Source organism: Gilliamella apicola (genome assembly GCF_003202915.1).
Lineage (GTDB): Bacteria > Pseudomonadota > Gammaproteobacteria > Enterobacterales > Orbaceae > Gilliamella > Gilliamella apicola_Q.
The window spans coordinates 92,819-115,854 of sequence record NZ_QGLP01000003.1 but is presented as its reverse complement, the minus strand read 5'-3'; the positions used below and the strand labels follow the sequence as shown (position 1 = coordinate 115,854).

Here is a 23,036-nt window from a genome sequence, read left to right as displayed (position 1 = left end):
TTTTGATATATACTACCCAAAAAGATATTATTGAGATAACCGAATGCAAAATGATTCAATAAACAAAAATTGCTGTGAAAAAGAGCATCAATCAATCACCCGTTGTCCAGTTGATGCCACAATTAATATGATTGGTGGTAAATACAAATCACTCATTTTATGGAAGCTCATAACCGAAACTACCTTAAGATTTTCTCAATTACGTAAGGAAATTCCAACGGCTACCCCGAAAATGTTAACCCAACAACTACGTGAACTTGAAGCAAATGGTTTAATTCATCGACAAGTTTTTCCGGTGGTGCCACCTAAGGTTGAATATTCTTTAACCAATTTTGGCAAAAGTATCAGGCCAGTGCTTGAATCAATGTATATATGGGGCAGTGACTATCTAAACAATCAAGGCTTACAAGTTAATTGTTCAATGACCGCATTAAATGAGGCTAAATAATTACTTTTATGGCTGAGGAAAAGTATAACATGCAGGGATCAATCATCCCTGCATTTGGCTAAAGAAAGTAAAACTAATTACGCAAATTTTCTGGCCAATCGTTTTGAGTAGAAACAAGCAGATCTTTAACGATTCTTGGATTTCCAGCCACAATATTACCAGAAACCATATAGTTATTACCGCCCGCAAAATCGGTAACCACACCACCAGCTTCACGTAAAATCAGCTCACCTGCTGCAATATCCCATGGTTTTAAGCCAATTTCAAAAAAGCCATCTAAGCGCCCTGATGCTACATAAGCCAGATCTAACGCGGCTGAACCACTACGACGAAAATCACCACACTTAGTAAATAACTTTTGCAATACCGCGAAATAACAATTACTGTATTGTTTAGCTTTAAAAGGAAAAGCTGTTGCAAGCACACTACCCTCTAAATCTTTCGCATTACTTGCTCGAATACGGTAACCATTTAACTGCGCACCTTTACCGCGAGCAGCCGTAAAAAGTTCATTACTCATCGGATTATAAACGACAGCAACTTCAGTTTTACCTTTAACACGAGCTGCGATAGAAACCGCAAAATGAGGAATATTCTTAATAAAATTGGTGGTACCATCAATTGGGTCGATAATCCATTGCGTGTCAGCATCATTACCTTTAGCCAGTCCGCTTTCTTCAGCAATAATCGTATGATCAGGATACGCTTTCTTGATCGTTTCGATAATTAAGGCTTCAGCAGCCCGATCAGCGTTAGTAGCAAAATCGTTAGCACCTTTAGTGTCAATTTCGATTGAACTTGGATTTTCATAAGCCTTAATGGCCACATTACCTGCTTTACGAGCAGCACGAATAGCGATATTCAGCATCGGATGCATAATTTTCTTCCAATTGATGATGTTAAAGAACGGTTTGATTTAGTAAAACGTAAATCTTACTAAAATTTACGCTAAAAATTGCCACATAGTATAAAGGTTTTGTATTAGCTTTGCCAGCCATTGTTGGTTAAAGGAAATTACAAAATCAATTTTACATAAAAATTTTGCGAAAAATCTATTTAGAATCAATTTTATGTTCTGTTGTAATTAAAAACAACAATTAGATAATACAGAGTTATTAATGGTTATCTTTAAATTCGCACTAATAATAAATCGACAATAAAAAATAACTTATAAAATGCATTAAAAAATGCCTAAAATACAAGCAGATCAAATAATAAGCAAAATAAATCCTATTAAATAAAACATTAAAAATCATTATAAAATGATGAATCTCAATTTTTTGCATCGACATTGAATCAGTTCAATGTTAACATTATTTTGTATAGATTTGTGTGTAATGATGTTTCATTGTTAATTTTATGGATTTATTAATGAAAAGGTATTTATTAACATGTAGTCTCATAGTTTTACCCACGACGGTTACGTTAGCAGAGCCACCACCCACGCAGCAACCTAACGATCGACAGATTATTAATCAAGTTAGTGATCAGCAGCTTATCCATCAACAAGAACGTGATAAAGCCATTCAAGATACATTAACACCTTCATCACCCGACATTCATCTATTAGCTCCCAGCAGCGAAACCGATGAAATCATTTTTCCAACAGAGCCTTTATGCTTTAACATCACGCAAGTGCAATTATTGGAAAGAGATAAATTACCTTGGTTTATTCCTATCAATAAACTAGCACGTCAAGCAGACCATCATTGCCTAGGGTCAGAAGGTATTGGTTTACTAATGAGTAAAATTCAGGACCGACTGGTTAGCTATGGTTATATTACCACTCGCGTAGTTGTGCCAGAACAAGACCTGACATCCGGAACATTACAGCTATTATTAGTTGAAGGTAAGGTCAGAAAGCTCTATTACAGTGATGATAGCGACAAATATGCGCAGTTATATACAGCCATGCCAGTAAGAGAAAATAGCACACTTAATCTGCGCGATATTGAGCAAGGTCTGGAAAATTTACAACGCTTGCCAACTGTATCGACACAAATGGAACTGGTACCGGGGGATAAACCGGGTGAAAGTGATGTAGTTATCTCTCGCCGGCAAAGTAAAATGTGGCGCTTAGGCTTATCGGTTGATGATTCGGGCACAAAAACCACCGGGCGTGACCAAGGTGGCGCTACACTATATTTAGATAACTTATTATCGTTAAGTGATTCTTTTTACGCCTCGGGTGGCCATGATATTAATGGTAAAGGCAAGTATGGCTCACGTAACTTTCTATTATCCTATTCAATCCCGTTTGGTTATTGGTTACTCAGCACCTCATTATCAGGCAATAAATATCATCAAACCATTGCCGGGCAAAATGAAAATTTTGAGTATAGTGGTCGCAGTCGCAATGCCAATATCCAATTAAGCCGAGTCATTCATCGTAATGAATCGCAAAAAACCACCTTAAGTTATGGTATTACGCTTCGTGAGTCCCATAACTACATCAATGACACTGAAATGGAGCTTCAGCAGCGTAAAACCACCAACTGGCAATTAGGTTTACAGCATCGACATTACATTAACGACATCACTTTAGATGCTGGTGTAACTTATCAAAAAGGGGTTAGATGGTTTAATGCTAAAAAAGCGCCAGAAGAGAATAATGGCGAATATGACAGCAGTGCTTTAGCCAATATTTTTCTCATTAACTTCTCAGCCAATATTCCTTTCAGTGTCAATCAACAATCTTTTCGTTATCGTTTTGACTATCAGGGTCAATATACACGAGGCGATCATCTAACTTCACCGGATCAATTTTCCATTGGTGGACGTTGGTCGGTGCGCGGTTTTGATGGTGAGCTAACCTTAAGAGCAGATCATGGTTGGTATATCCGTAATGAACTAGTCTGGCAAGCCCCCTTTAATCATGAGCCGTACTTAGGCATCGATACAGGTGAAGTCTCAGGTGCCAAAAGTGAATACTTATTAGGTCGACACATAACCGGTGGCGTAATAGGCATACGAGGAAATAATTATGGTTTTTACTATGACCTCTTTGCCGGCAAACCGATTCGCAAACCCAAAGGTTTTAAAACCAATCCATTAACATTAGGCTTTAATGTTAACTGGAACTATTAAAATAATAATAAAGTTATACAAAGTAATACGCAGTAATAAATTTCTAAAAATAAAGTAAGTCCTAACAATTAGCTATACCGAATATCAAGTAAAAATAAGAAGTATAAAGTCAGTAAGGAATAGGTTATGAATAAGAATTTATATCGTGTCATTTTTAATAAAAAACGTGGTATGCAAATGGTGGTTGCTGAAATCGCCACCACCAGCAAAGGTCATCAAAAAGCTGCAACCGATGAAAAACCGCTCACCGTTAAAGCGCGCTTTTCCACACTTAAACCCATAACCTTATTCGTATCGTTATCTTTAGGCTTTGTCACTTTGAGCTTACCGGCATATGGAAGTGATATTGTTGCGGACAATCAGGCGGCTAAAAACCAACGGCCACAGGTTATTTCAACAGCCAATGGTATCACACAAGTAAATATCCAAACGCCCAACAGTAAAGGGGTATCACACAATAAATACCAGCAATTTAATGTATCGGAGAGAGGAGCGATATTAAATAACAGCGGCAAAATAAGTCAGACGCAAATTGCTGGTTATGTGCAAGGTAATGAGTTTTTAAAAAGTAGTGGTCCGGCAAAAATCATCTTAAATGAAATTAATTCACGCAACCCTAGCCAATTAAATGGGGTGATTGAAGTGGCCGGGCAAAAGGCACAAGTGGTTATCGCTAACCCCTCGGGGATAACTTGTAATGGTTGTGGATTTATTAATGCCAGTCGTTCAACGTTAACGACGGGCAAGCCCATCATGCAAAATGGCGAATTAACTGGTTACCGGGTCGAGCAAGGTCAGATAGTGGTGACCGGCAAAGGGCTTGATAGCTCAGGGCAAAGTTATACAGACTTGATTTCCCGTACGGTATCGGTCAATTCAGCGATTTGGGCGAATGAACTCAATGTGGTCACCGGTAAAAATCAGGTCAGTCAGGATGGCAAAACCATCACGCCATTGGCTGATAGTGGTGAGCATGACAAACCAGAAGTCTCAATAGATGTATCACAACTAGGCGGCATGTATGCTGGCGCTATCCGAATGGTGGGGACCGAAAAAGGGGTTGGGGTGCATAATGCTGGTGAATTGGGTGCCAGTGTAAGTACGCTTAGCATTAGTGCAGATGGTAAAATCACCAACCGTGGTGCCATACAGGCGCTGCAAAATATTGAGCTGCATAGTCGGAATGATATTGACAATCAAAAACAGATTTACAGTAAACAAAAAGTCATCTTAAGTAGCGGTAAAACCATCAGTAATGATGGCACATTAATGGCGAAAAATGATATAAAACTTAATGCCAATCAAATTAATAGTACCCAAAAAAGTGCTATCATCGCTGGGGTTGATACACAAGGTAAACTAACCCAAGCCGGCAGTATTGAAGCTGATGCAAGCAAGATTGCCTTAAATGGTCAAAATAAAGCTAGTCAAAAATTAGCCTTAAATGCCAAGCAGAGTGTTAATCTGGATGATAGCCAAACTTACGCACACGAGATAAAACTCAACAGTGAGCAACTTTCACTTAAATCGGCGCAATTACAAACCGAGCAACAACTTAATTTAAATCACTCTGGCGCAATTGATACCTCCAATGCCACCTTGCAAACCCAAAAAGGCATTACCTTGGCAACGGATAAATTAACCAATAACAACGGTACCTTCATTGCGCAAGAAGATATTAATATCAAGGCAAACCAGATACAAAGTCAGGAAGCGAACCTCTTAACTAACGGCAAATTAACCATTGATGCCAATGATATTGCGCTGCAAAAAGCCGCGTTAAGTGCTAAAGGTGCTATTTTGTTGTCAGGGGATAAGGTAAATGCGGATGAACTTGCACTGGTTACTGAGCAAACCTTACAGGTTAACAGCCAAGAGTTATCAACGAATCAGGCTGATTTACAAGCGAAACAGTCAATTGCTATAAATGCAAATAACTATTATGCACAATATCTTAAACTCATCACCACCGGTGCACTATCACTCAAGGCAAATAATTTACAGTTAAATCATTCACAAATCAGTGCGTTAAATAATATTGATATTACTGCTGATGCGCTACAAAATCAGCAGTCAAATTGGTTAACGAATAATGATATCAACGTAAACGCCAATCACATCGACAACCAATTGAGCCAAATCAATGCTGTTGGTACAATTAACTACCAGTTTACTTCGTTAAATAACAACTATGCCCGCTTAATTAGTGGTCGGGATTTAATCTTTACCGGTGATAACTTACAGAGCCAACAAGCAAAATGGCAAAGTGGTAATCACACCAATATTAATATAAGCGGATTATTTGATAATCAATTCAGTACCCTTGTCGCCAAAGGTCAATTAGCCATACGTGCCTTAGCAATAAATAACGATAATGGTCAGTTAATTTCTGACCAGACGTTATCCATTGACAGCAAACAATTGAGTAGTCATAACGGAGGATTACAGGCTGAGCAAGGACTGAATTTAAACGTAGCCGAGCAATTTGCTGCACACGCAGCTAGTTTATATTCAGGTCAGCAAATGGTTATTGACAGTGACAACATTGACCTAAGTGATGCCACTATCGGTGCTAAAGGGGACATTGCTTTAAAAGGTGCGCAGCAGCAATTAAACCATAGTGAGATTTTATCTAACGGACAAATTCAGCTATCGGCAACTAATATTAAGGCCGATGATGCGGTTATCAAATCTGCCAACGATTTAACTATTCAAGCGTTAGCTTTTGCCGCATTTAACCGGGCTCAACTGGTGACTAACCAGATATTAACGATTGTGGCGGGGCAAGCTGAAAGCGCAAGCTCGATGATGTATGCCAAATTGGGGATGGGCATGCATTTTAATGCCCTCAAAAACCAAAACAGCAGTTGGTTAAGTGAAGGGGCTATTTCGCTGTTTGCTAAACAGTTTAATAACCAAAACGCGACCATTGAAGCCAAACAAAATATCGATATTACTGCTGAGCAATTCAATAATCGTGACGCAGCATGGTTAACCGAGGGTGGGCTGATTATTGATGCTACTAACATTGATAATCACGCTACGCAGATGCAGAGCAAAGCCGGCATAGACATTCATGCTCAACATCAATTAAGCAATGATAATGCTTTGCTTATCAGCGAACAGGGTATCAATATTCAGGCTAATGAGATGAGCAATACCCATGCCCAGTTTTCCGGCAATCAATCTATTGATATCAATGCCCATCGTCTTGATAACCAATATAGTACCTTTTTTTCCGGCGGTAAAATAAACCTCATAAGCCAAATTTTCAATAATGAAGATAGTGAAATTAAAGCTAAACAAGGGATTGATATCCAAACGCAATCCGCTGACAGTAACCGGGCCAATTATGTGACTGAAGGGGATTTCACTTTCAGCAGCCAACAAGCCGCCCTGAATAACGCAACCATTGCCAGCAAAGGCAAAATGAATATTACTGGTGACCAGCAATTATCATTGCAAGATGCTCAGTTAACATCACTGGGGCAGATGCAGCTTAAAGCTAACACAATTAAAAGCTCAGCATCAGACATTTACAGTTTAGGGAATATTGATATTACGGCACAAACCGTAAAGAATGATAACGCCTCACTCATCAGTGACCAAGACATCTCCATACACGCTGACACGATAGATACAACTGAGAGTGAAATAGGCGCAGAGGGGAATATCAACGTCAGCGCCATAACACTTAACAATAATAAAGCCAAATGGGTAGCTAAAAAAGCCATCAGCATTAATGCGCAGAAGTTAACCAATATTGCCGCTCAATTAGCCAGTCATCAATCACTCAATATCCATGCTAAGAAAATTGACAATCAGCAGGCCGTGCTTAGTGCAAAAGAAACTATAGCCATTGATGCTGATAAACTTGATAACAGCCAAGCAAAATTATTTAGTAATCAATCGGTCACGCTAGTTGCCGACGAGTTAAACAATCGTGAAGCTACTATCAAAGCCGACCAGTCCATCACCATTAACAGCCAGAAAATGGTTAATAATAATGCGATTTTGGTTGCTGAAAATGCTATTGATATTCAGGCTGACACACTGAATAATAGCAAAGCATCGTTGCAGTCTCAGTCACAAATCACCGTAAAAGCCAATCAGTTAAATAATGAATCAGCGTTACTCTTGGCGGGGGAAAAAGGGCTTAATATCACCAGCGAGCAGCTGAATAATCAGCAGGCGCAACTCTTTTCCAAAGGGGATTTAACCCTTAATAGCCAATATATTGATAACCAACACGCGAATATTCTAACTGAAAAAGCACTCAATATTAATGCTGAGCAGATTAATAACCAGCTGGCTCAATTGCAGGCTAAAGGTAATATTACGCTTCAAGCAGTGGCGCAAAATAATCAGAAAGCGACCATTTTATCGGAACAAGATATTAAACTAACGGCAACTGATAGTTTAGATAATCGTGATGCACAGCTAACGGCAAATGGCGTAATTGATATGCAAGCGAGCAATCATATCAATAACTCACATACTAGCCTACTCGCTAATCGGGCTATTTTATTGAATTCAGCCGATGTAGATAATCAATTGGCGTCATTGAAAACCAATGGGTTAATTGATGTCAAGGCCGGCTCGCTTAACAATCAACAAGCGGAATATCTGGCTAACGACATCGTACTGACCAGTCCCAATTTGAATAATCAACATAGCAAACTCACCGCTAATGAAAAACTTATCATTGATGCCCAACATTTTGATAACACGCAAGGGCAACTACTGGCCAATGATATTTATTTAAGAACAAGAGCATATCGTGGTAATGGAAACATTCAGAGTAAAAACAATTTATCACTTGATTTAGAAGAGACGTTTGTTAATGAAACACAATTGTCAGCCAACGGACATTTATCGATTCGCACGCAAAACGACATTATCAACAAAAATAAAATCACCGCAGGTAAGCAAGTTTCCTTAGAAAGCCAGCAGTTAACCAATGAACAACAAGCGGAAATTAGTGCTGAATATCTGTCGTTAAAACACCAAAATGTGACAAATCACGGGTTAATTGATGCAACCACAGCCGTAATGCGAACCAATAAACTTGATAATTTAGCCGGTGGTCGGATTTATGCCGATAACTTAGCCATTCATGCCAACTGGTTAAATAACTTAGCAAAAAACAACCTCGCGCCGGTGATTGCCGCCCGGCAAAACTTCCATTTAGGTGTGGAGACCTTAAATAATTATACTCATGCACAATTACTCAGTTTAGGGAATTTTATTATTGGTGGCGGCCTTGATGAAAACTGGAATGTGACAGGCATGGCCAAGCAAATCAATAATCACTCGGCCACCATTGAAGCACATGGTGATTTATCTATTGCGGCCAATCAACTTAACAATATCAATGACCATATTGTCACTGAAATGCGTAAAAGTGATGAACCACCGGAAAGAGAAGAGTATTTTGAACATGAAGGAAGTTTAGAAAAATACTCACCAGATGATGTTTATTATCGTATTCAAGTATTTTATTTTTACCGCTATAAATTACCCCTGCCTATATCATACGGTTGTGAGAAACATGGAAGAAGGTGCTACTATAAATGGAATGATATTCCTGAACAGTTCCGGGAAACCGGTATTATTGAAAGAATTAAAGTAAGTGACGGCAGTTATAAAAACTCTAACCATTATAAAATTGTTAAAACAAAATACCAAACAACGGTATTAGAGACCGATCCTGGCAATATTACCGCTGCAGGTAATGTGATTATTCGTGGGCAAACTTTGAATAATCAGGATAGTAAAATCATTGCCGGTAAAAACGTCAATATCAATGTAGATCAACTTAATAATCATTCACAAGAAGCAATAGCTAAATATGTGTATTCTGGTAAACGTATTGAGCATTGGAAAAACGACACTGATGATTACAGATCAAAAGATCATAAATATACTAAACCCGATGAAATTTTTATTGATAATGCCTTAAATAAAAATATTGTCGATCATCAAATATTTGAAAAAACACAACTGACTGAGCAACCACGCAGTGAAGTTAATGTGGAAAACAGCCACAACTCCGTTGCAGTGGATAAAACGGTCAATGATACTCTTAGCCAACAAGCGAAAGTGGTTTCAGCGCAAAGTATTGCCATTAATTCAAATCAATCGGATAAAAATAAAATAAAAGCCGATGCTTACCATCCGCAAGGCTCAATTACTACCATTGAGTCTAAACCTGATACCAATATTGAAGAAGGTTTGACTAATCAAGAGCGTCAGCATACCGCAACTAATGAGCCGGTACCGCAAGTGAGTAATGATATCACGCCGAGCAAAACCATTAGTGTCTATGAACCAAACTTAACCTTACCGGACAATAGTTTATGGATTGTGAATAAAGATACTAACAAAAATTATCTTGTTGAAACCGATCCGCGTTTTACCAATCGTAAAAAATGGTTAAGCTCTGATTATATGCTTAATCGTTTAGCTACAGATCCTGATTTAGTATTAAAACGGTTAGGAGATGGTTACTATGAACAACAACTTATTCAACAACAAATTGTCGGTTTAACCGGTCACCGTTATTTACAAGGTTATCAATCTGACCTTGAACAATATCAGGCATTAATGGATGCCGGGGTTAGTTTTGCTCAAGAGTTTGGCATTGCCATCGGACTTGAGTTAACTAGCGAACAAATGCGCGCATTAACAACCGATATCGTCTTGTTGGTGAAAAAAACCGTTATGGTTAACGGTCAACCAACCGAGGTATTAGTGCCCCAAGTTTACATCGTAAACCGCCCGCAATTAGGTACTGATGGGGCGGTGATTGCCGGTGATAATGTTTTTGTCAAAGGTGAACAACTCAATAACACTGGGTTAATCGCGGCCAAACAAGATGCCCTATTAGATGGCTATAATGTGACCAACAAAGGGACAATTTATGGTGGTCGTGTTGAGATTGATGCCCAAAATGACATTATTAACTATGGCAAATTAGTCGGTGACAAATTAGTTTACCTATCCGCCGATAACGATATCAATTTATTATCAAGCACCCGCACACAAACCCGTGCCCGTAATCTGCTGACCAATATCGATCAGGCGAGCACAATTCAAGTCAACAATGGCAATATTGTGATTAATGCTGGGCATGATATTAATGCTAAGGCGGGTTATATCGTTAATAGCGGTAAAGAGGGAACTACATGGTTACAGGCCGGGCATGATATTGGATTAACTACAGCCGATATTGAAGAGAAATATGATTATCGAGCCAGAAAAGACTATAGAATAACAGATGAAAAAGGCGTGGTCGGCACTGAAATTATGGCGGCCAACAATATTCAGCTGGTGGCAGGTAATGATATTAAAGCCAAAACGGTGGATATTACAGCGGGTAATCATTTAGGACTACAAGCGGGTCATGACATTAATATAGGTTCATCGACAGAAAGTGCCTATTTGGATGAGTTCCACAAATACAAAGATAAAGGATTTTTAAAAAGTAGTAGTGAAAAAACCAAAGTAACTATCGATAACACGACGCAAAAAGGCAGTGAACTTTATGGTGATAGCGTAACAATAAATGCCGGAAACAATCTATCAGTGACCGGCAGCCAAGTAGTGGGCACTAATGACGTCAACTTAAAAGCCGGCAACGATATTACGATTGATGCGGCGGAAGAGTCCTATTACCGCAAAGAGCAAACGATTAAGAAAAAATCGGGGCTAATGGGCAGTGGTGGTATTGGCTTTACGATAGGTAAAGAAAAAGAGAGCCTAAAACAAACTGATACTGAGCAAGCTTATGTCGGTAGTGTGGTGGGCAGTACCGATGGTAGTGTCAATATTCAAGCAGGGAAAAATATTGCGATTAAAGGCAGTGACGTTATCGCTAAACGAGATATTAAGTTACAAGGTGAAAATGTTAATATCGAAGCATTAGATGCCAAAACCACCTATAAAGAAGAGTATAAATACGAAAAAACGGGATTAACCGTGGCATTAACCGGAACGGCTGCCGATATGTATGAAGCGGCACAAGCGGTTAAACGCGCGAAACATCAAGATAACGACAAAATACTCGCCCTGCAATCGATTAAATCAGCCTTAAGTGCCATTGAAGCGATTGAAGATTTGCAATTGAAAAATCAGCAAGGACAATCACAGGCATCAATCGGTATAAGTGCGATGGTTGGTACGCAACGTACTGAGCGTGAAGTTAATCAGGAACAACATAATGTAATTAGCAGTGGGGTTTCAGCCGGTCGTAATATTAATATCATTGCCAGCGGAGATAAAAATCAACAAGGTGGCGATATCACCTTAAAAGGCAGTGAAGTTAAAGCTGGCAATGATATCAACCTGACCGCTAATCACGATGTCAATGTGATTGGTGCGGTCAATACCCAGCACAGTGACCGTGATGAAAAAAGCTACGGTGGCGGCGTTGGTATACAGCTACAATTTGGGGGTGATGAAAGTGGTTTCCGTTTCAAAGCTAATGGTAACTTCAGTCGTGAACGGGAAAATGCTGATGGCAGTGCATGGACTGAAAGTATTATAGAGGCGAAAAACAATCTAAACATCAAAACGGGTAATGATGTCAACATTATCGGCGGTCAGCTTAAAGGCGACAGCGTTAAAATGAATGTTGGCAATAACTTAAATATCCAATCACTGCAAGATACGGATGATTATGACTATGAAAAAATCAGTGCATCGGTAAGTGGAACAGCCGGCTTTGGTGGTTTTAGTGCCAACGGCTCATTATCGGCAACCAATATTGACAGCAAATGGGCAAGTGTCACCGACCAGTCGGGCATATTTGCCGGCAAAGGCGGATATGATATCACGGTGGGTAATAATACAGATTTAAAAGGGGCGGTGATTGCCTCTGAGGCAGACGATACCCGCAAAAACAGACTCGATACCGGCACAATAAGCTTTAGTGATATCGAAAACAAAGCCGACTTTAACGTTACGCATGTATCGGTCAGTGGCGGTACCGGCGGTCCGGGCATGCCGACAGCTTACCAAAACAGTGATTCAGCATCGAGCACTACCAAATCCGCGGTAGAGCAAGGTCAATTAATCATCCGTAATCAAGATAAGCAACAACAAAATATTGCTGATTTAAGCCGAGATACTGAAAGTGCCAATAATCCACTAAAACAGATTTTTGATAAGCAAAAAGAACTGGATAAAATAGAAACCGTTGAGCTAATAAAAGATATCGCCCAACAAGCAAAAAGCATCACACAAAAGTATGACCGAATACAGGCACAAAAAGATATCGAAAACAATAAGGAACTTCTATCCAAAGCAGAAGCTTTGAAACAATATAATGATTTAAGCGATGAAGACAAGGCAAAAATTTCTTTTGAAAAATTTTATACGGATAATCAGGAATATTGGTATTACGCGGCTGTTGATACACAGTTAGAAGCAAATAAGCAAAAAGGTAACAATATCGGTACCATGGGCAGTGATGTCAGTAAAGGCATAGACACGGCGACCGCCATTATTACCGGCATTATCACCGGCGATATGACCGGCGGCTTAGCTGGCGCCAGCGCTCCATGGCTGGCTGAGCAGATAAAACTACACACCGGGCATCTAGATAAGGATGGTAAATGGGAAACCGATGATATTGCCGGCAACTTAATTGCTCATGCAATACTTGGTGCGGTAGTGGCTGAACTACAAGGCAACTCAGGATTAGCGGGTGGCACTGGGGCGGTGATTGGAGAATCTGCAGCTTGGTTTATTAGTGAAAAACTTTACGGTAAAAAAGTTGAAGAGTTAACCGAATCTGAAAAAGAAAATATGAGCGCCTTAGCACAATTAGCAACTGGTTTTGCGGTAGCTGCCGGCGGTGGTAGTGTTGGTGATGCTGGCGCAGCTATTAGTAGTAGTAAAAATGCGGTTGAGAACAATTATGGTGATTATGTGGGGTATGCTTTCTATAACGCTTCAAAAACTAAATGTGGAGATGACCCTGAATGTATTAATAAAACTACTATGGAAATAATGCAAGGGCAAAAAGAATTTATGGATAAATATGGTAAACCTATAATAATTGCTGAAGCCGCAGCACTAACATTGCCAGCCTTAATCTCTGTTCTTCCTGAATCTGCAATAATTGGTGGTACCATAAGTGGCGGAGGAAACGCTGTAGGCCAATATTTAACTACTGGAAAAGTTAATAGTAATGATGTTATTATTTGGACAGGCGTCGGAATGTTTACTGGTGGTTATGGTACTGGGCTGTGGGGCACTACTGGTTGGGGTATAGCAGGAGGTGCTACATCGAGTTATTTGAAAGATGAAAACCCTATTATTGGAGGCTTGATAGGTGGTAGTTCATCATTTGTTGGCTATGGCGCAGGAAAATTAGTAGAAAACCCATTACAATCGTGGTTTAATCCAGTTGCTAATAAATATATTCATGAAACAAACAGAGGATTTTTGGGGATCACAGGTCATTATACAGAAAGTTCTATCCCTGCTTGGGGTGGTTCTTTAACGAATTCTGGTACTAGCGAGTTGTTTAATAAAATAGTAAACGATCGTTTAAAGGAAAACAATAATGAAAAGAAATAAAAAATATATAGCTTTGATTTTTTTGTGTACAGCGATACCGATTTACTTTTTTTTATTAATTATGATTTTTAGTGTTATGATTTCTTTATTTTTTTATATTATAAAAGGTAACTTTGTATTCTATACAGAAAATATATATATTGCCTCTAAATTGGCCATTTTTTTAGGCATTCCTGCTGGAATTGTTTTTTGGATTGGAGAATGCCGTCGTTTAGGAATTAAGATTTTTGGTAAATAATTAAAATCCCAGTCTAAAAACTGGGATTTTTTTATATCTACAATTTACTTCGTAAGTTCACCAGTGGCCTAGCTGGCGCCAGTGCACCATGGCTAGCTGAGCAGATAAAACTGCACACCGGGCATCTAGATAAGGATGGTAAATGGGAAACCGATGATATTGCCAGCAACTTAATTGCTCATGCAATACTTGGTGCAGTAGTGGCTGAGTTGCAAGGCAACTCAGCATTATCAGGAGGTGTTGGTGCAGTAAGCGGAGAGCTAGCGAGTAAAGTAATTATCAACACCCTTTATGGTGGTAAAGATGCCAACGAGTTAACCGAAGAAGAAAAACAAACCATCAGCGCACTATCTCAACTGGCATCCGGTCTGGCAGTAGCTGCCGGCGGTGGTAATATTGGTGATGCCAGTGCAGCTATTAATAGTAGTAAAAATGCGGTTGAGAATAATAATTTATATCTTTGTCAATTAGATAGTTGTAATAATCGTAGTCAATTTTTATTGACTGGTGGTACAGGGGCTATTATTGGAGCTGTAATTGTTGGTGATGTATTATCTAATGTTAATCCGGAATTATCTTCAAGTCTTCAAGGCGCGGATTTGTCTTCGTTAGAACTACCGGTTAAAGAATGGATATTATATGGAAGAGATGGAGATTTAGAAAAATCAAATAGCAAATCTGATGATTACAATACTGCAAGTTCAGGAGGAATGGTTGCTACCGGTGGTGCAAATTTACAGCCAGATGATGATAATGATAAGAAAGATAAAAATAATTCGTCTAACAAGGATGATAAAAAAGGTGTCGGTGGTAACGGTGCTGCTTCGGAACTCCCTAGTTTAAATGGCAAATCACCAGAAGAAGCAAGAAAACTACTTGAAGGACAGGGTTTTAGCAGTGGTAAAATTAGCCCTAATGGTTGGCAAAAATTTAAAGCTAAAGATGGCTCAAAAGTTGATATTAACTGGAATACTGGTCGAGTAGTTAGAACTGCAGCACCAAAATATGGTCAGAATGGTTCCACTATAAATAAAGGACAGAGATTGGATTCAAGTGGCTCTGAAATTCCAAGAAATTTATCTCATGAGTTACATCCAACAGAAACAATAAATTTTAAATAAGGTTAATAAATTATGTTAGATATAGGAAAGTTATCAATTAGCTGGATTTGTGAATTAAATGTATCGAATAATCAGTTGAAAGTTAAAGCAATTGCTTTGGATAAAATTATTCAAATTGAATTTAATGTAATTTTGTTTATGTCAATAGAGAGTCAATATAATGAAATTCAAGAGATTGGAGATACTATTGATATTTCACATGAATATAGAGCACTTGATTCTAAAGATATGGAAATTTATCCATATAGTTATAATTCCGGCGATCCCTGTCATATCCTAAATATTTATGGTGATTACATGATCAAATTAATATGCAATGATATTAATGTTATAGAATTAAGTGAATAAATTTTTTCTTTAAAGTCTCAGTTCTGCGATCTCCATCGCAGAACACGAATAGTTTTTTTTCAATTATGTGCCCTACTTAGTAAGTTGAAAAATTAGCTTACCATTTTAGTGTTAATCGTGATGAATTTATCTGTAATGAATCCGACTTCACTCAGCCGTAAGTAGCTTTTACTAATGAATATTTTATGCCAATAAATGAAGAAATTAGGTATAAGTATATAAGTTCCGACTTAATCTGATCAATATTAAAAAAAGCGTTACTAGTTTTGAGATAAGATATCAAATATTCAATCAAAATAAAAAAGTAACGCTCATCTTTACTAGCACTACCAAAGAATAAGACATAAAGTTTGTCTTATTAACTTTAACTTAAAATTTCAAAATGTCTACATATAAAGAGGTGCTATCAAATGAGCACCTCTTTCATCATAGCGTTCAAATAGTCATGAAATGGTATACACACCCCGATTATTTTTAATAATAAACCTCAATAAACCAACTCAAAATTACCATTATCAAAAAAATATAATCACCAATTATGGCGCTTATTGGTAATAGCTGTTTTTCACCAACCAGTGGCCAACCAACCACTTATGACCACAACGATGAAGCCTCGAATATAACCCATGCGGCAATCAGTAACGGTGAGTTAATCATTCGTGACCAAGATAAACAAACACAAGATATTAATGAACTCAGTCATGATACCGAAAATGCCCATAGCAAACTCAAACCAATCTTTAATAAAGAGGATGAGCAGACCCGATTAAACATTGTCACGAGCTTAAAAGAGTTAGGAGAGCAGGTTAAAGAGCTCGAGCGCACTATTCATAAAGATGCCGGTAAAGACTCACAAGATGGCAAAATGGGCAATGACTTTAGTAAAGGCGTTGACTCAGCCGTATCGATTATTACCGGTATTATCACCGGCGATATGACCGGCGGCCTAGCTGGCGCCAGTGCACCATGGTTAGCGGAGCAGATAAAACTGCACACCGGGCATATGGGTGAAGATGGTAAATGGCAAACCGATGATATTGCCGGCAACTTAATTGCTCATGCAATACTTGGTGCAGTAGTCGCTGAACTACAAGGCAACTCAGCATTATCAGGAGGTGTTGGTGCAGTAAGCGGAGAGCTAGCGAGTAAAGCAATTATCAACACCCTTTATGGTGGTAAAGATGTCAGCGAGTTAACCGAAGATGAAAAACAAACCATCAGCGCACTATCTCAACTAGCGTCCGGTCTGGCAGTAGCTGCCGGCGGTGGTAATTTTGGCGATGCTAGTGCGGCTATTAGTAGTAGTAAAAATGCGGTTGAGAATAACTTTTTGTCAAATAAATATGGTGTTGAAAAATTAGACGAAAAAGGTAAGGCTTTATATAAAAAATTAAAGGATGCCGGTATTGGTGATATAGATGAACTACAAGCTAAATTTGAGGAATGTAATGGAAATAGTGACTGTGAACGTGATGTTCGTAATGAATTTAGAGAACAAGAGCGAAAAGCAGGTGAAATATTAACTCAACTATATCAAACAGGACAATTAAGTAGAGAAGAATTTGAATACCTTAACTCCTATTATGCCGAAGCTATGATGTATGGAGCTGGAGAAGGGCAAAAATTACATAATACAGGATTTAATCTTGCTGGTGACATATATGATCTTTCAGGATATTTTTGGATTCCAATTGGATTAATAAGTGATTCATACCTGAGTGCTATACGATATGATATAATGATTGAGGACTGGAAAGCAGAGGGGCTTAGTAATGAAGAGATACAGTCTAAGCTTCAAAAACTTAATATTATTGATTCTGGAATAGCGCCTGTTAATGTAAATGCTCTTCTGAACTTGTATGATAATGGTGCAAGTAAAGACGAAATAATGGCATTTGCTGCTGCATCTGTTTTTAATAAATTTGTAGGCAAAGCTAGTAATGCTGCTAATAAGGGAACGAAGCACAATATAGCTAAAGCTGATGCGGAAACTCAGACTGATGTAGCAAAATATTTCGAACAACAACGCCAATATTGGTCAAATGAACCAATCCAATTTAATGGTAATAAAGTGTATCAACGCAATGATTTGTTTGATATTAATTTTGTTGATTCTAAAGGTAGAACTAATCTTGAACGTATGAAGAAAGAACTAGCTCCAATTGGTAAAGATGGTCAACCTGTTAACTTACATCATATGACTCAAAAACAAAATGGTCCTATTGCGGAAATGAGCCAAAGTTTTCATAAGGGTAATCATAGAATTATACACGTTAATGATAATTCTATTCCAACAGGGATAGATAGGAATCAGTTTAATAAATGGCGCTCTCAATATTGGAAAAATAGAGCAAATGAATCTAAAAAATAGGTGTATTATGAGTATAAAAGATGTGAAAGATGCTATAAATATTATTAACTCAAATATTGAATTAGCAGACTTTGTTGGAGAAATATCGCCAGATTTGATTATTAAAGCGGAAAATATGTTGGGTGTGAACTTTCCTGAAAGTTATAAATATTTTTTAGAAAATCTGGGTTGTGGAGATATATATGGCCAAGAATTTTATGGAATAATCAAAGAAGATTTTATTAATTCTGGTATTCCTGATGCAATTTGGGTTACTTTAAAAATGCGTGAAAACTCAGGCCTTCCTAATTATTTTGTTATAGTTTATTTTGGTGGAGATGGTGATTATTATGCTATTGATTGTCGAAACCCAAATGAAGCGCCTGTCATTTGTTGGATACCTGGAGTATCTACAAAGGATGGCTTATATACAAAAGTAGCAAAAGATTTTGGTGTTTTTTTTAAAGAAACAATTATAGATGCAAAAAAAAATTGGTAATCATTTAGTCCAGTTCTGACATCTCTAACGTAGAGCTGGACTAATTATTTGTCAAATATGCAATCTATTTCGCAAGTTAGATAATTAACGTACCTTCTATAGCGGTAATAGTGGACACCAGATAGATAAGTAGTAAAGCCAAATAATTCCAACTTGCGGCCTTCAATTATGAGATGGGGCTGGAGAGTTGGATTGGCCCCCTGCCAATTCACTCATACTCAAATATCAATAAAGTGGTATATATTTATTTCATTGTTTGTCCGACGTTTTAGCCGGAGTGAGTGTTAAACTGAAATTACTAAAGATAAATTTGATAAACTTCCTACAGAGGAAATAATCGCTGCTCATATCTGTTATAAATATAATATTGGCTAAATTATATATATTGGTTTAAAATTAACCTGACCTATATAAAAAGAGCGTTACTTGTCTTGATATAAGGTGTCGAATATTTAATCAAAACCAAAAAGTAACGCTCATCTTTAATACCCCATGATCAAAGCATAAAACATAAATTAATTTTATTAACTTGAACTGAAAAATTTCCAGATATCAACTTAGTAAAATGCGTTATCAAATAAAACATCTTTGCCATCATGGAGTTCAAACAATAATGGAACGGTATCCCTCCTCAATCATTCTAGTTAATAGCAATTTGAAAAATCCTTCAATAAAGCTAATACCTATAATTATGAAAAACATGCTATGCAATAAATTGCTATCAGCAATGTTAAAGTTATTTTTTTTAATAGAAGATAAAAAAAATCACTAGCCGAAACTAATGATTTTTACTTTAGGATGTGTAGAAATTAATAATAATTGCAACCAACAACTATAACTCAATAATTAAAGATGCCTCTGTAGCCGCCTTGATATCTTCAACCGTATATTCAGGATTAATTTCAATTAATTTTAGTCCTTCTGCGGTTACTTTAATAACGCCCATTTCTGTAATAATTAGGTCAACAGCATTAACAGCAGTCAATGGTAAAGAGCACTCTTTTAATATTTTATGTGCGCCCTTAGCTGTATGTTCCATTGCTACAATGACTTTTTTGGCTCCTGTAACAAGGTCCATTGCGCCACCCATGCCTGGCACCATTTTTCCTGGGATCATATAATTGGCAATATTACCCTTCTCATCAACTTGTAATGCACCTAGGACAGATACATCAATATGACCACCACGGATAATTCCGAAAGATGTTGCACTATCAAAAAAACAACCTCCCGGTAAAATGGTTACAGGTTGACCGCCGGCATTAATGATGCTTGGGTCATAATTGTCCGCCGTTGGTGTAGGGCCTAATCCTAAAAAACCGTTTTCAGATTGAAGAATAACTTCAATATTTTCAGGAATAAAATTAGCTACTCGCGTTGGTAGTCCAATACCTAAATTGACGATATCGCCATCGGATAACTCTTTAGCAACACGGGATGCAATATAATTTTGTAACTGTTCCTTATCCATTAGCAGCCTCTTCCTTTGACGATATAATCAACGAAAATACCCGGTGTCGCAATTTCTTGTGGATTTAGTTCTCCAATATCCACAATTTGACCAGCTTCAACGATAGTCAGTTTAGCGGCACTTGCCATAACGTTATTAAAGTTATTCATCGCCCCTTTATAAACAATATTGCCAGCTCGATCGACTTTTGCCGCATAAAGTAAAGCGACATCAGCAAATAATGGTGTTTCTAGTAAAAATTGTTTACCATCAACCTCAATTTTTTTCTTACCTTCTTCTACTAAGGTTCCTATCCCAGTTGGGGTTAAAACACCGCCTAATCCATAACCGGCACAGCGAATACGCTCGGCAAGAGTACCTTGCGGAATTAATTCGACTTGCGTTTCGCCGGCATTCATTTGCCTTCCGGTTTCTTTATTCAAACCAATGTGTGAAGCAATAATTTTTCTGAACTTTTTTAACATAACCATCTTACCGACGCCTTGATCAATCAAGCCAGTATCATTGCAAATTAACGTTAAGTTTTTCACCTCTGTTTGGCATAAATAATCAATCAATGTTTCTGGTGATCCACTAGCCATAAAGCCACCGACCATCATAGTGGTTTCATCTTTGATTGATGATAGTGCTTGCTCAATACTTACTACTTTATCCATAAAACTTGCCCTATTGAGAAACCACCATCGCAATACCTTGACCACCGCCAATACAGAGCGTGGCTAAGCCATTTTTGGCATTTCGCTTTTTCATTTCATATATAAGCGACACTAAAATTCTAGCTCCACTGGCACCAATTGGATGACCAAGTGCTATTGCGCCGCCATTAACATTCACTTTTTCTGCTGGAATATTTAAGGTATTACAAACTGCTAATGCTTGTGCAGCAAAGGCTTCATTAGCTTCAAATAAATCGATATCATTAATAGTCAGACCAGCTTTATCTAACGCTTTTCGGGTAGCTGGAATTGGGCCAATTCCCATCACTTCTGGAGCTACCCCCGCCGCTGCACAGCTTTTAATTGTGACTAACGGTTCTAGTCCTAGTTTTTCTGCTTTTTTGCGACTCATTAAAATTAAAATTGCCGCACCATCATTAATACCTGATGCATTACCTGCGGTAACAGTACCATCTTTTTTGAAGGCAGTTCGTAAAGAGGCTAATTTTTCCATTGTGGTATTTGGTTTTGGATATTCATCAGTTTCAATTACGGTCGTTTCGCCTTTTTTATTAGCAATGGTTACCGGAACAATTTCATCTTTAAAACGGTTAGTCTGTAATGCTATTGCTGCTTTTTTCTGACTAGCTAAAGCTAATTCATCCTGAGCTTGCCGTGAAATACCATATTGCTCGGCAACATTTTCGGCAGTAATCCCCATGTGATAATGATTAAAGGCGTCTGTTAATCCATCACAAATCATTGTATCGATCATTTGTGCATTCCCCATTTTAAGGCCAAAGCGTGCATTAGGGATCACATATGGCGATAAACTCATATTTTCAGCACCGCCTGCAATTACAACATCGGCTTCACCTGTTGCGATGGCTTGTGCCGCAAGTTGCACAGTTTTTAATCCTGAACCACAGACTTTGTTAACAGTAAAACTTGAGACTTCTTCAGGTATCCCACTTTTGATTGCAATCTGTCTTGCCACATTTTGACCGAGTCCTGCTTGTAGCACATTTCCTAATATAACTTCATCTATCTCTTTAGGATCAAGATTTATTCTTTTCATCGCCTCTTTTAACGCTATAGCACCTAAATCAACTACAGGAACATTATTAAAAACCCCGCCAAAACTGCCAATTGGCGTACGTACCGCTGATACAATGACAACATCTTGCATAAGATCATCCTTTTACTTATATGATAAATTTAACTTATGCTAGATGATTGATTTACCTCTGTCCAAGTCTGATTTATTATACAATCTATAAGTTAATCTTATAGATTTTATTAAATAGGAATTTCTAAAGGTAACAAAAGTATGGATATTCGACATTTTCAATATTTTGTTGCAATCGTCAAAGCCGATTTTAATTTGTCTTTGGCAGCAAAAAGACTTTACATATCCCAACCGGCGTTAAGTCAATTTATTAAATTTTTTGAGGAATCAGAAAAAGTAGAACTGTTTGAGAGATATAAAGGTCGTTTACAAGGTTTAACTCCTACCGGTGAGCTTTTTTATGAACAAGTTCAAAAACTAATTACTCAATATAACGATATGTTGACAGCCATTCGTGAAGATGCCGGTCAATTGAAAGGTAAAGTAAGAATAGGTATTCCGCCATTAATTTTAGGTGTGGTGTTTTCTTCAGTGATCGCTGATTTAATTATTAATCATCCCAATATAGAAGTTGAAATTATCGAAAAAGGCGCTTATGAATTAAGTCAAATGTGTATGGTTGATGAACTGGATTTTGCTATTTTGCTCGACCCCACTAATATTAGTTCAACTATCATTGATGAACACCTTATACAGGAAAGTGAGTTATCTGTCTTTTTTAATCACGAGCATCCTCTTGCACAAAAAGAGACGCTAACATGGTCAGATTTAAATGATCAAATGTTAGCAATTTTTGAACCAAGTTTTATGATCCATCATAAATTAATGAAAAAATTTAGCGAATATAATATTCAGCCTCAAAAATATACGATGTCTGCATCCTGGGACTTTTTACTACTCTTAGCAACCAATTCCAAATTTTTAACTATCTTACCATCGCCAATCTTAGATATTTACTCTAACCAGAATATTGTTGAACGTCGCTTTGATGATCCTATTTATTGGAAAGTCTTACTTTGTCATACTAAAAAACAACGTTATTCAAGATTGCATCAGTTTGTATTTAACTATATTTTAAGTCATTTTCAAGATAAAAAATAAA

General features: G+C 37.7%; 13 protein-coding genes. 9 read left to right on the top strand and 4 right to left on the bottom strand.

Features of this window, described 5'->3' with window-relative positions:
• Positions 1–43: 43 nt before the first annotated feature.
• Positions 44–448, top strand: coding sequence for a winged helix-turn-helix transcriptional regulator (locus tag DKK79_RS00655; RefSeq protein WP_110422440.1), 405 nt, complete (start codon positions 44–46; stop codon positions 446–448).
• Between the two features lie 73 nt (positions 449–521).
• Here the strand turns inward: DKK79_RS00655 and suhB are convergent, their stop codons facing one another.
• Positions 522–1,325, bottom strand: coding sequence for an inositol-1-monophosphatase (gene suhB, locus DKK79_RS00650; RefSeq protein WP_110422439.1), 804 nt, complete (start codon positions 1,323–1,325; stop codon positions 522–524).
• Between the two features lie 494 nt (positions 1,326–1,819).
• Here suhB and DKK79_RS00645 point away from each other — a divergent pair, with 494 nt between their 5' ends.
• The 7 genes from DKK79_RS00645 to DKK79_RS00615 all read left to right on the top strand — a co-directional run bounded on the left by DKK79_RS00645 (position 1,820) and on the right by DKK79_RS00615 (position 18,678).
• Complete coding sequence (locus tag DKK79_RS00645) at positions 1,820–3,535, top strand: ShlB/FhaC/HecB family hemolysin secretion/activation protein (RefSeq protein WP_110422438.1); 1,716 nt, start codon at positions 1,820–1,822, stop codon at positions 3,533–3,535.
• A gap of 126 nt (positions 3,536–3,661) precedes the next feature.
• Positions 3,662–14,122 (top strand): two-partner secretion domain-containing protein, encoded by a 10,461-nt coding sequence (locus DKK79_RS00640; RefSeq protein WP_110422437.1) that lies wholly within the window; start codon positions 3,662–3,664, stop codon positions 14,120–14,122.
• Positions 14,109–14,360: a hypothetical protein gene (locus tag DKK79_RS00635; protein ID WP_110422436.1), complete on the top strand. Its 252-nt coding sequence runs from the start codon at positions 14,109–14,111 to the stop codon at positions 14,358–14,360. The genes DKK79_RS00640 and DKK79_RS00635 overlap by 14 nt, the downstream gene beginning before the upstream one ends.
• Before the next feature lie 200 nt (positions 14,361–14,560).
• Positions 14,561–15,481: a VENN motif pre-toxin domain-containing protein gene (locus DKK79_RS15030; protein WP_110422435.1), complete on the top strand. Its 921-nt coding sequence runs from the start codon at positions 14,561–14,563 to the stop codon at positions 15,479–15,481.
• A 12-nt stretch (positions 15,482–15,493) separates the two neighbouring features.
• Positions 15,494–15,829, top strand: coding sequence for a hypothetical protein (locus tag DKK79_RS00625; RefSeq protein WP_110422434.1), 336 nt, complete (start codon positions 15,494–15,496; stop codon positions 15,827–15,829).
• 538 nt (positions 15,830–16,367) lie between these two features.
• Positions 16,368–18,200: an HNH/ENDO VII family nuclease gene (locus DKK79_RS00620; protein WP_110422433.1), complete on the top strand. Its 1,833-nt coding sequence runs from the start codon at positions 16,368–16,370 to the stop codon at positions 18,198–18,200.
• A gap of 7 nt (positions 18,201–18,207) precedes the next feature.
• Positions 18,208–18,678, top strand: coding sequence for an SMI1/KNR4 family protein (locus DKK79_RS00615; RefSeq protein WP_181415206.1), 471 nt, complete (start codon positions 18,208–18,210; stop codon positions 18,676–18,678).
• Between the two features lie 832 nt (positions 18,679–19,510).
• Here the strand turns inward: DKK79_RS00615 and DKK79_RS00610 are convergent.
• From DKK79_RS00610 to DKK79_RS00600, 3 genes are read right to left on the bottom strand one after another with little or no spacing between them, the layout of a single operon-like run.
• Positions 19,511–20,149 carry a 3-oxoacid CoA-transferase subunit B gene (locus DKK79_RS00610; protein ID WP_034883212.1) on the bottom strand — a complete coding sequence of 213 codons (639 nt, stop codon included), beginning with the start codon at positions 20,147–20,149 and terminating at the stop codon, positions 19,511–19,513.
• The gene (locus DKK79_RS00605; protein WP_110422431.1) at positions 20,149–20,805 is read right to left on the bottom strand and encodes a CoA transferase subunit A; all 657 of its coding nucleotides are present in this window, start codon (positions 20,803–20,805) and stop codon (positions 20,149–20,151) included. Before DKK79_RS00605 ends, DKK79_RS00610 begins: the two co-directional genes overlap by 1 nt.
• A gap of 10 nt (positions 20,806–20,815) precedes the next feature.
• Positions 20,816–21,994, bottom strand: a complete 1,179-nt coding sequence (locus tag DKK79_RS00600; protein ID WP_110422430.1) for an acetyl-CoA C-acetyltransferase — start codon at positions 21,992–21,994, stop codon at positions 20,816–20,818.
• 141 nt (positions 21,995–22,135) lie between these two features.
• Here DKK79_RS00600 and DKK79_RS00595 point away from each other — a divergent pair, with 141 nt between their 5' ends.
• Positions 22,136–23,035 (top strand): LysR family transcriptional regulator, encoded by a 900-nt coding sequence (locus DKK79_RS00595; RefSeq protein WP_110422429.1) that lies wholly within the window; start codon positions 22,136–22,138, stop codon positions 23,033–23,035.
• Position 23,036: the final 1 nt, after the last annotated feature.

Coding starts and splice junctions, on each gene's coding strand:
- DKK79_RS00605 (WP_110422431.1), bottom strand. CDS start 20,805: ATGGATAAAGTAGTAAGTATTGAGCAAGCACTATCATCAATCAAAGAT.
- DKK79_RS00600 (WP_110422430.1), bottom strand. CDS start 21,994: ATGCAAGATGTTGTCATTGTATCAGCGGTACGTACGCCAATTGGCAGT.
- DKK79_RS00595 (WP_110422429.1), top strand. CDS start 22,136: ATGGATATTCGACATTTTCAATATTTTGTTGCAATCGTCAAAGCCGAT.
- DKK79_RS00620 (WP_110422433.1), top strand. CDS start 16,368: ATGGCGCTTATTGGTAATAGCTGTTTTTCACCAACCAGTGGCCAACCA.
- suhB (WP_110422439.1), bottom strand. CDS start 1,325: ATGCATCCGATGCTGAATATCGCTATTCGTGCTGCTCGTAAAGCAGGT.
- DKK79_RS00625 (WP_110422434.1), top strand. CDS start 15,494: ATGTTAGATATAGGAAAGTTATCAATTAGCTGGATTTGTGAATTAAAT.
- DKK79_RS00645 (WP_110422438.1), top strand. CDS start 1,820: ATGAAAAGGTATTTATTAACATGTAGTCTCATAGTTTTACCCACGACG.
- DKK79_RS00610 (WP_034883212.1), bottom strand. CDS start 20,149: ATGGATAAGGAACAGTTACAAAATTATATTGCATCCCGTGTTGCTAAA.
- DKK79_RS00655 (WP_110422440.1), top strand. CDS start 44: ATGCAAAATGATTCAATAAACAAAAATTGCTGTGAAAAAGAGCATCAA.
- DKK79_RS00640 (WP_110422437.1), top strand. CDS start 3,662: ATGAATAAGAATTTATATCGTGTCATTTTTAATAAAAAACGTGGTATG.
- DKK79_RS00635 (WP_110422436.1), top strand. CDS start 14,109: ATGAAAAGAAATAAAAAATATATAGCTTTGATTTTTTTGTGTACAGCG.
- DKK79_RS00615 (WP_181415206.1), top strand. CDS start 18,208: ATGAGTATAAAAGATGTGAAAGATGCTATAAATATTATTAACTCAAAT.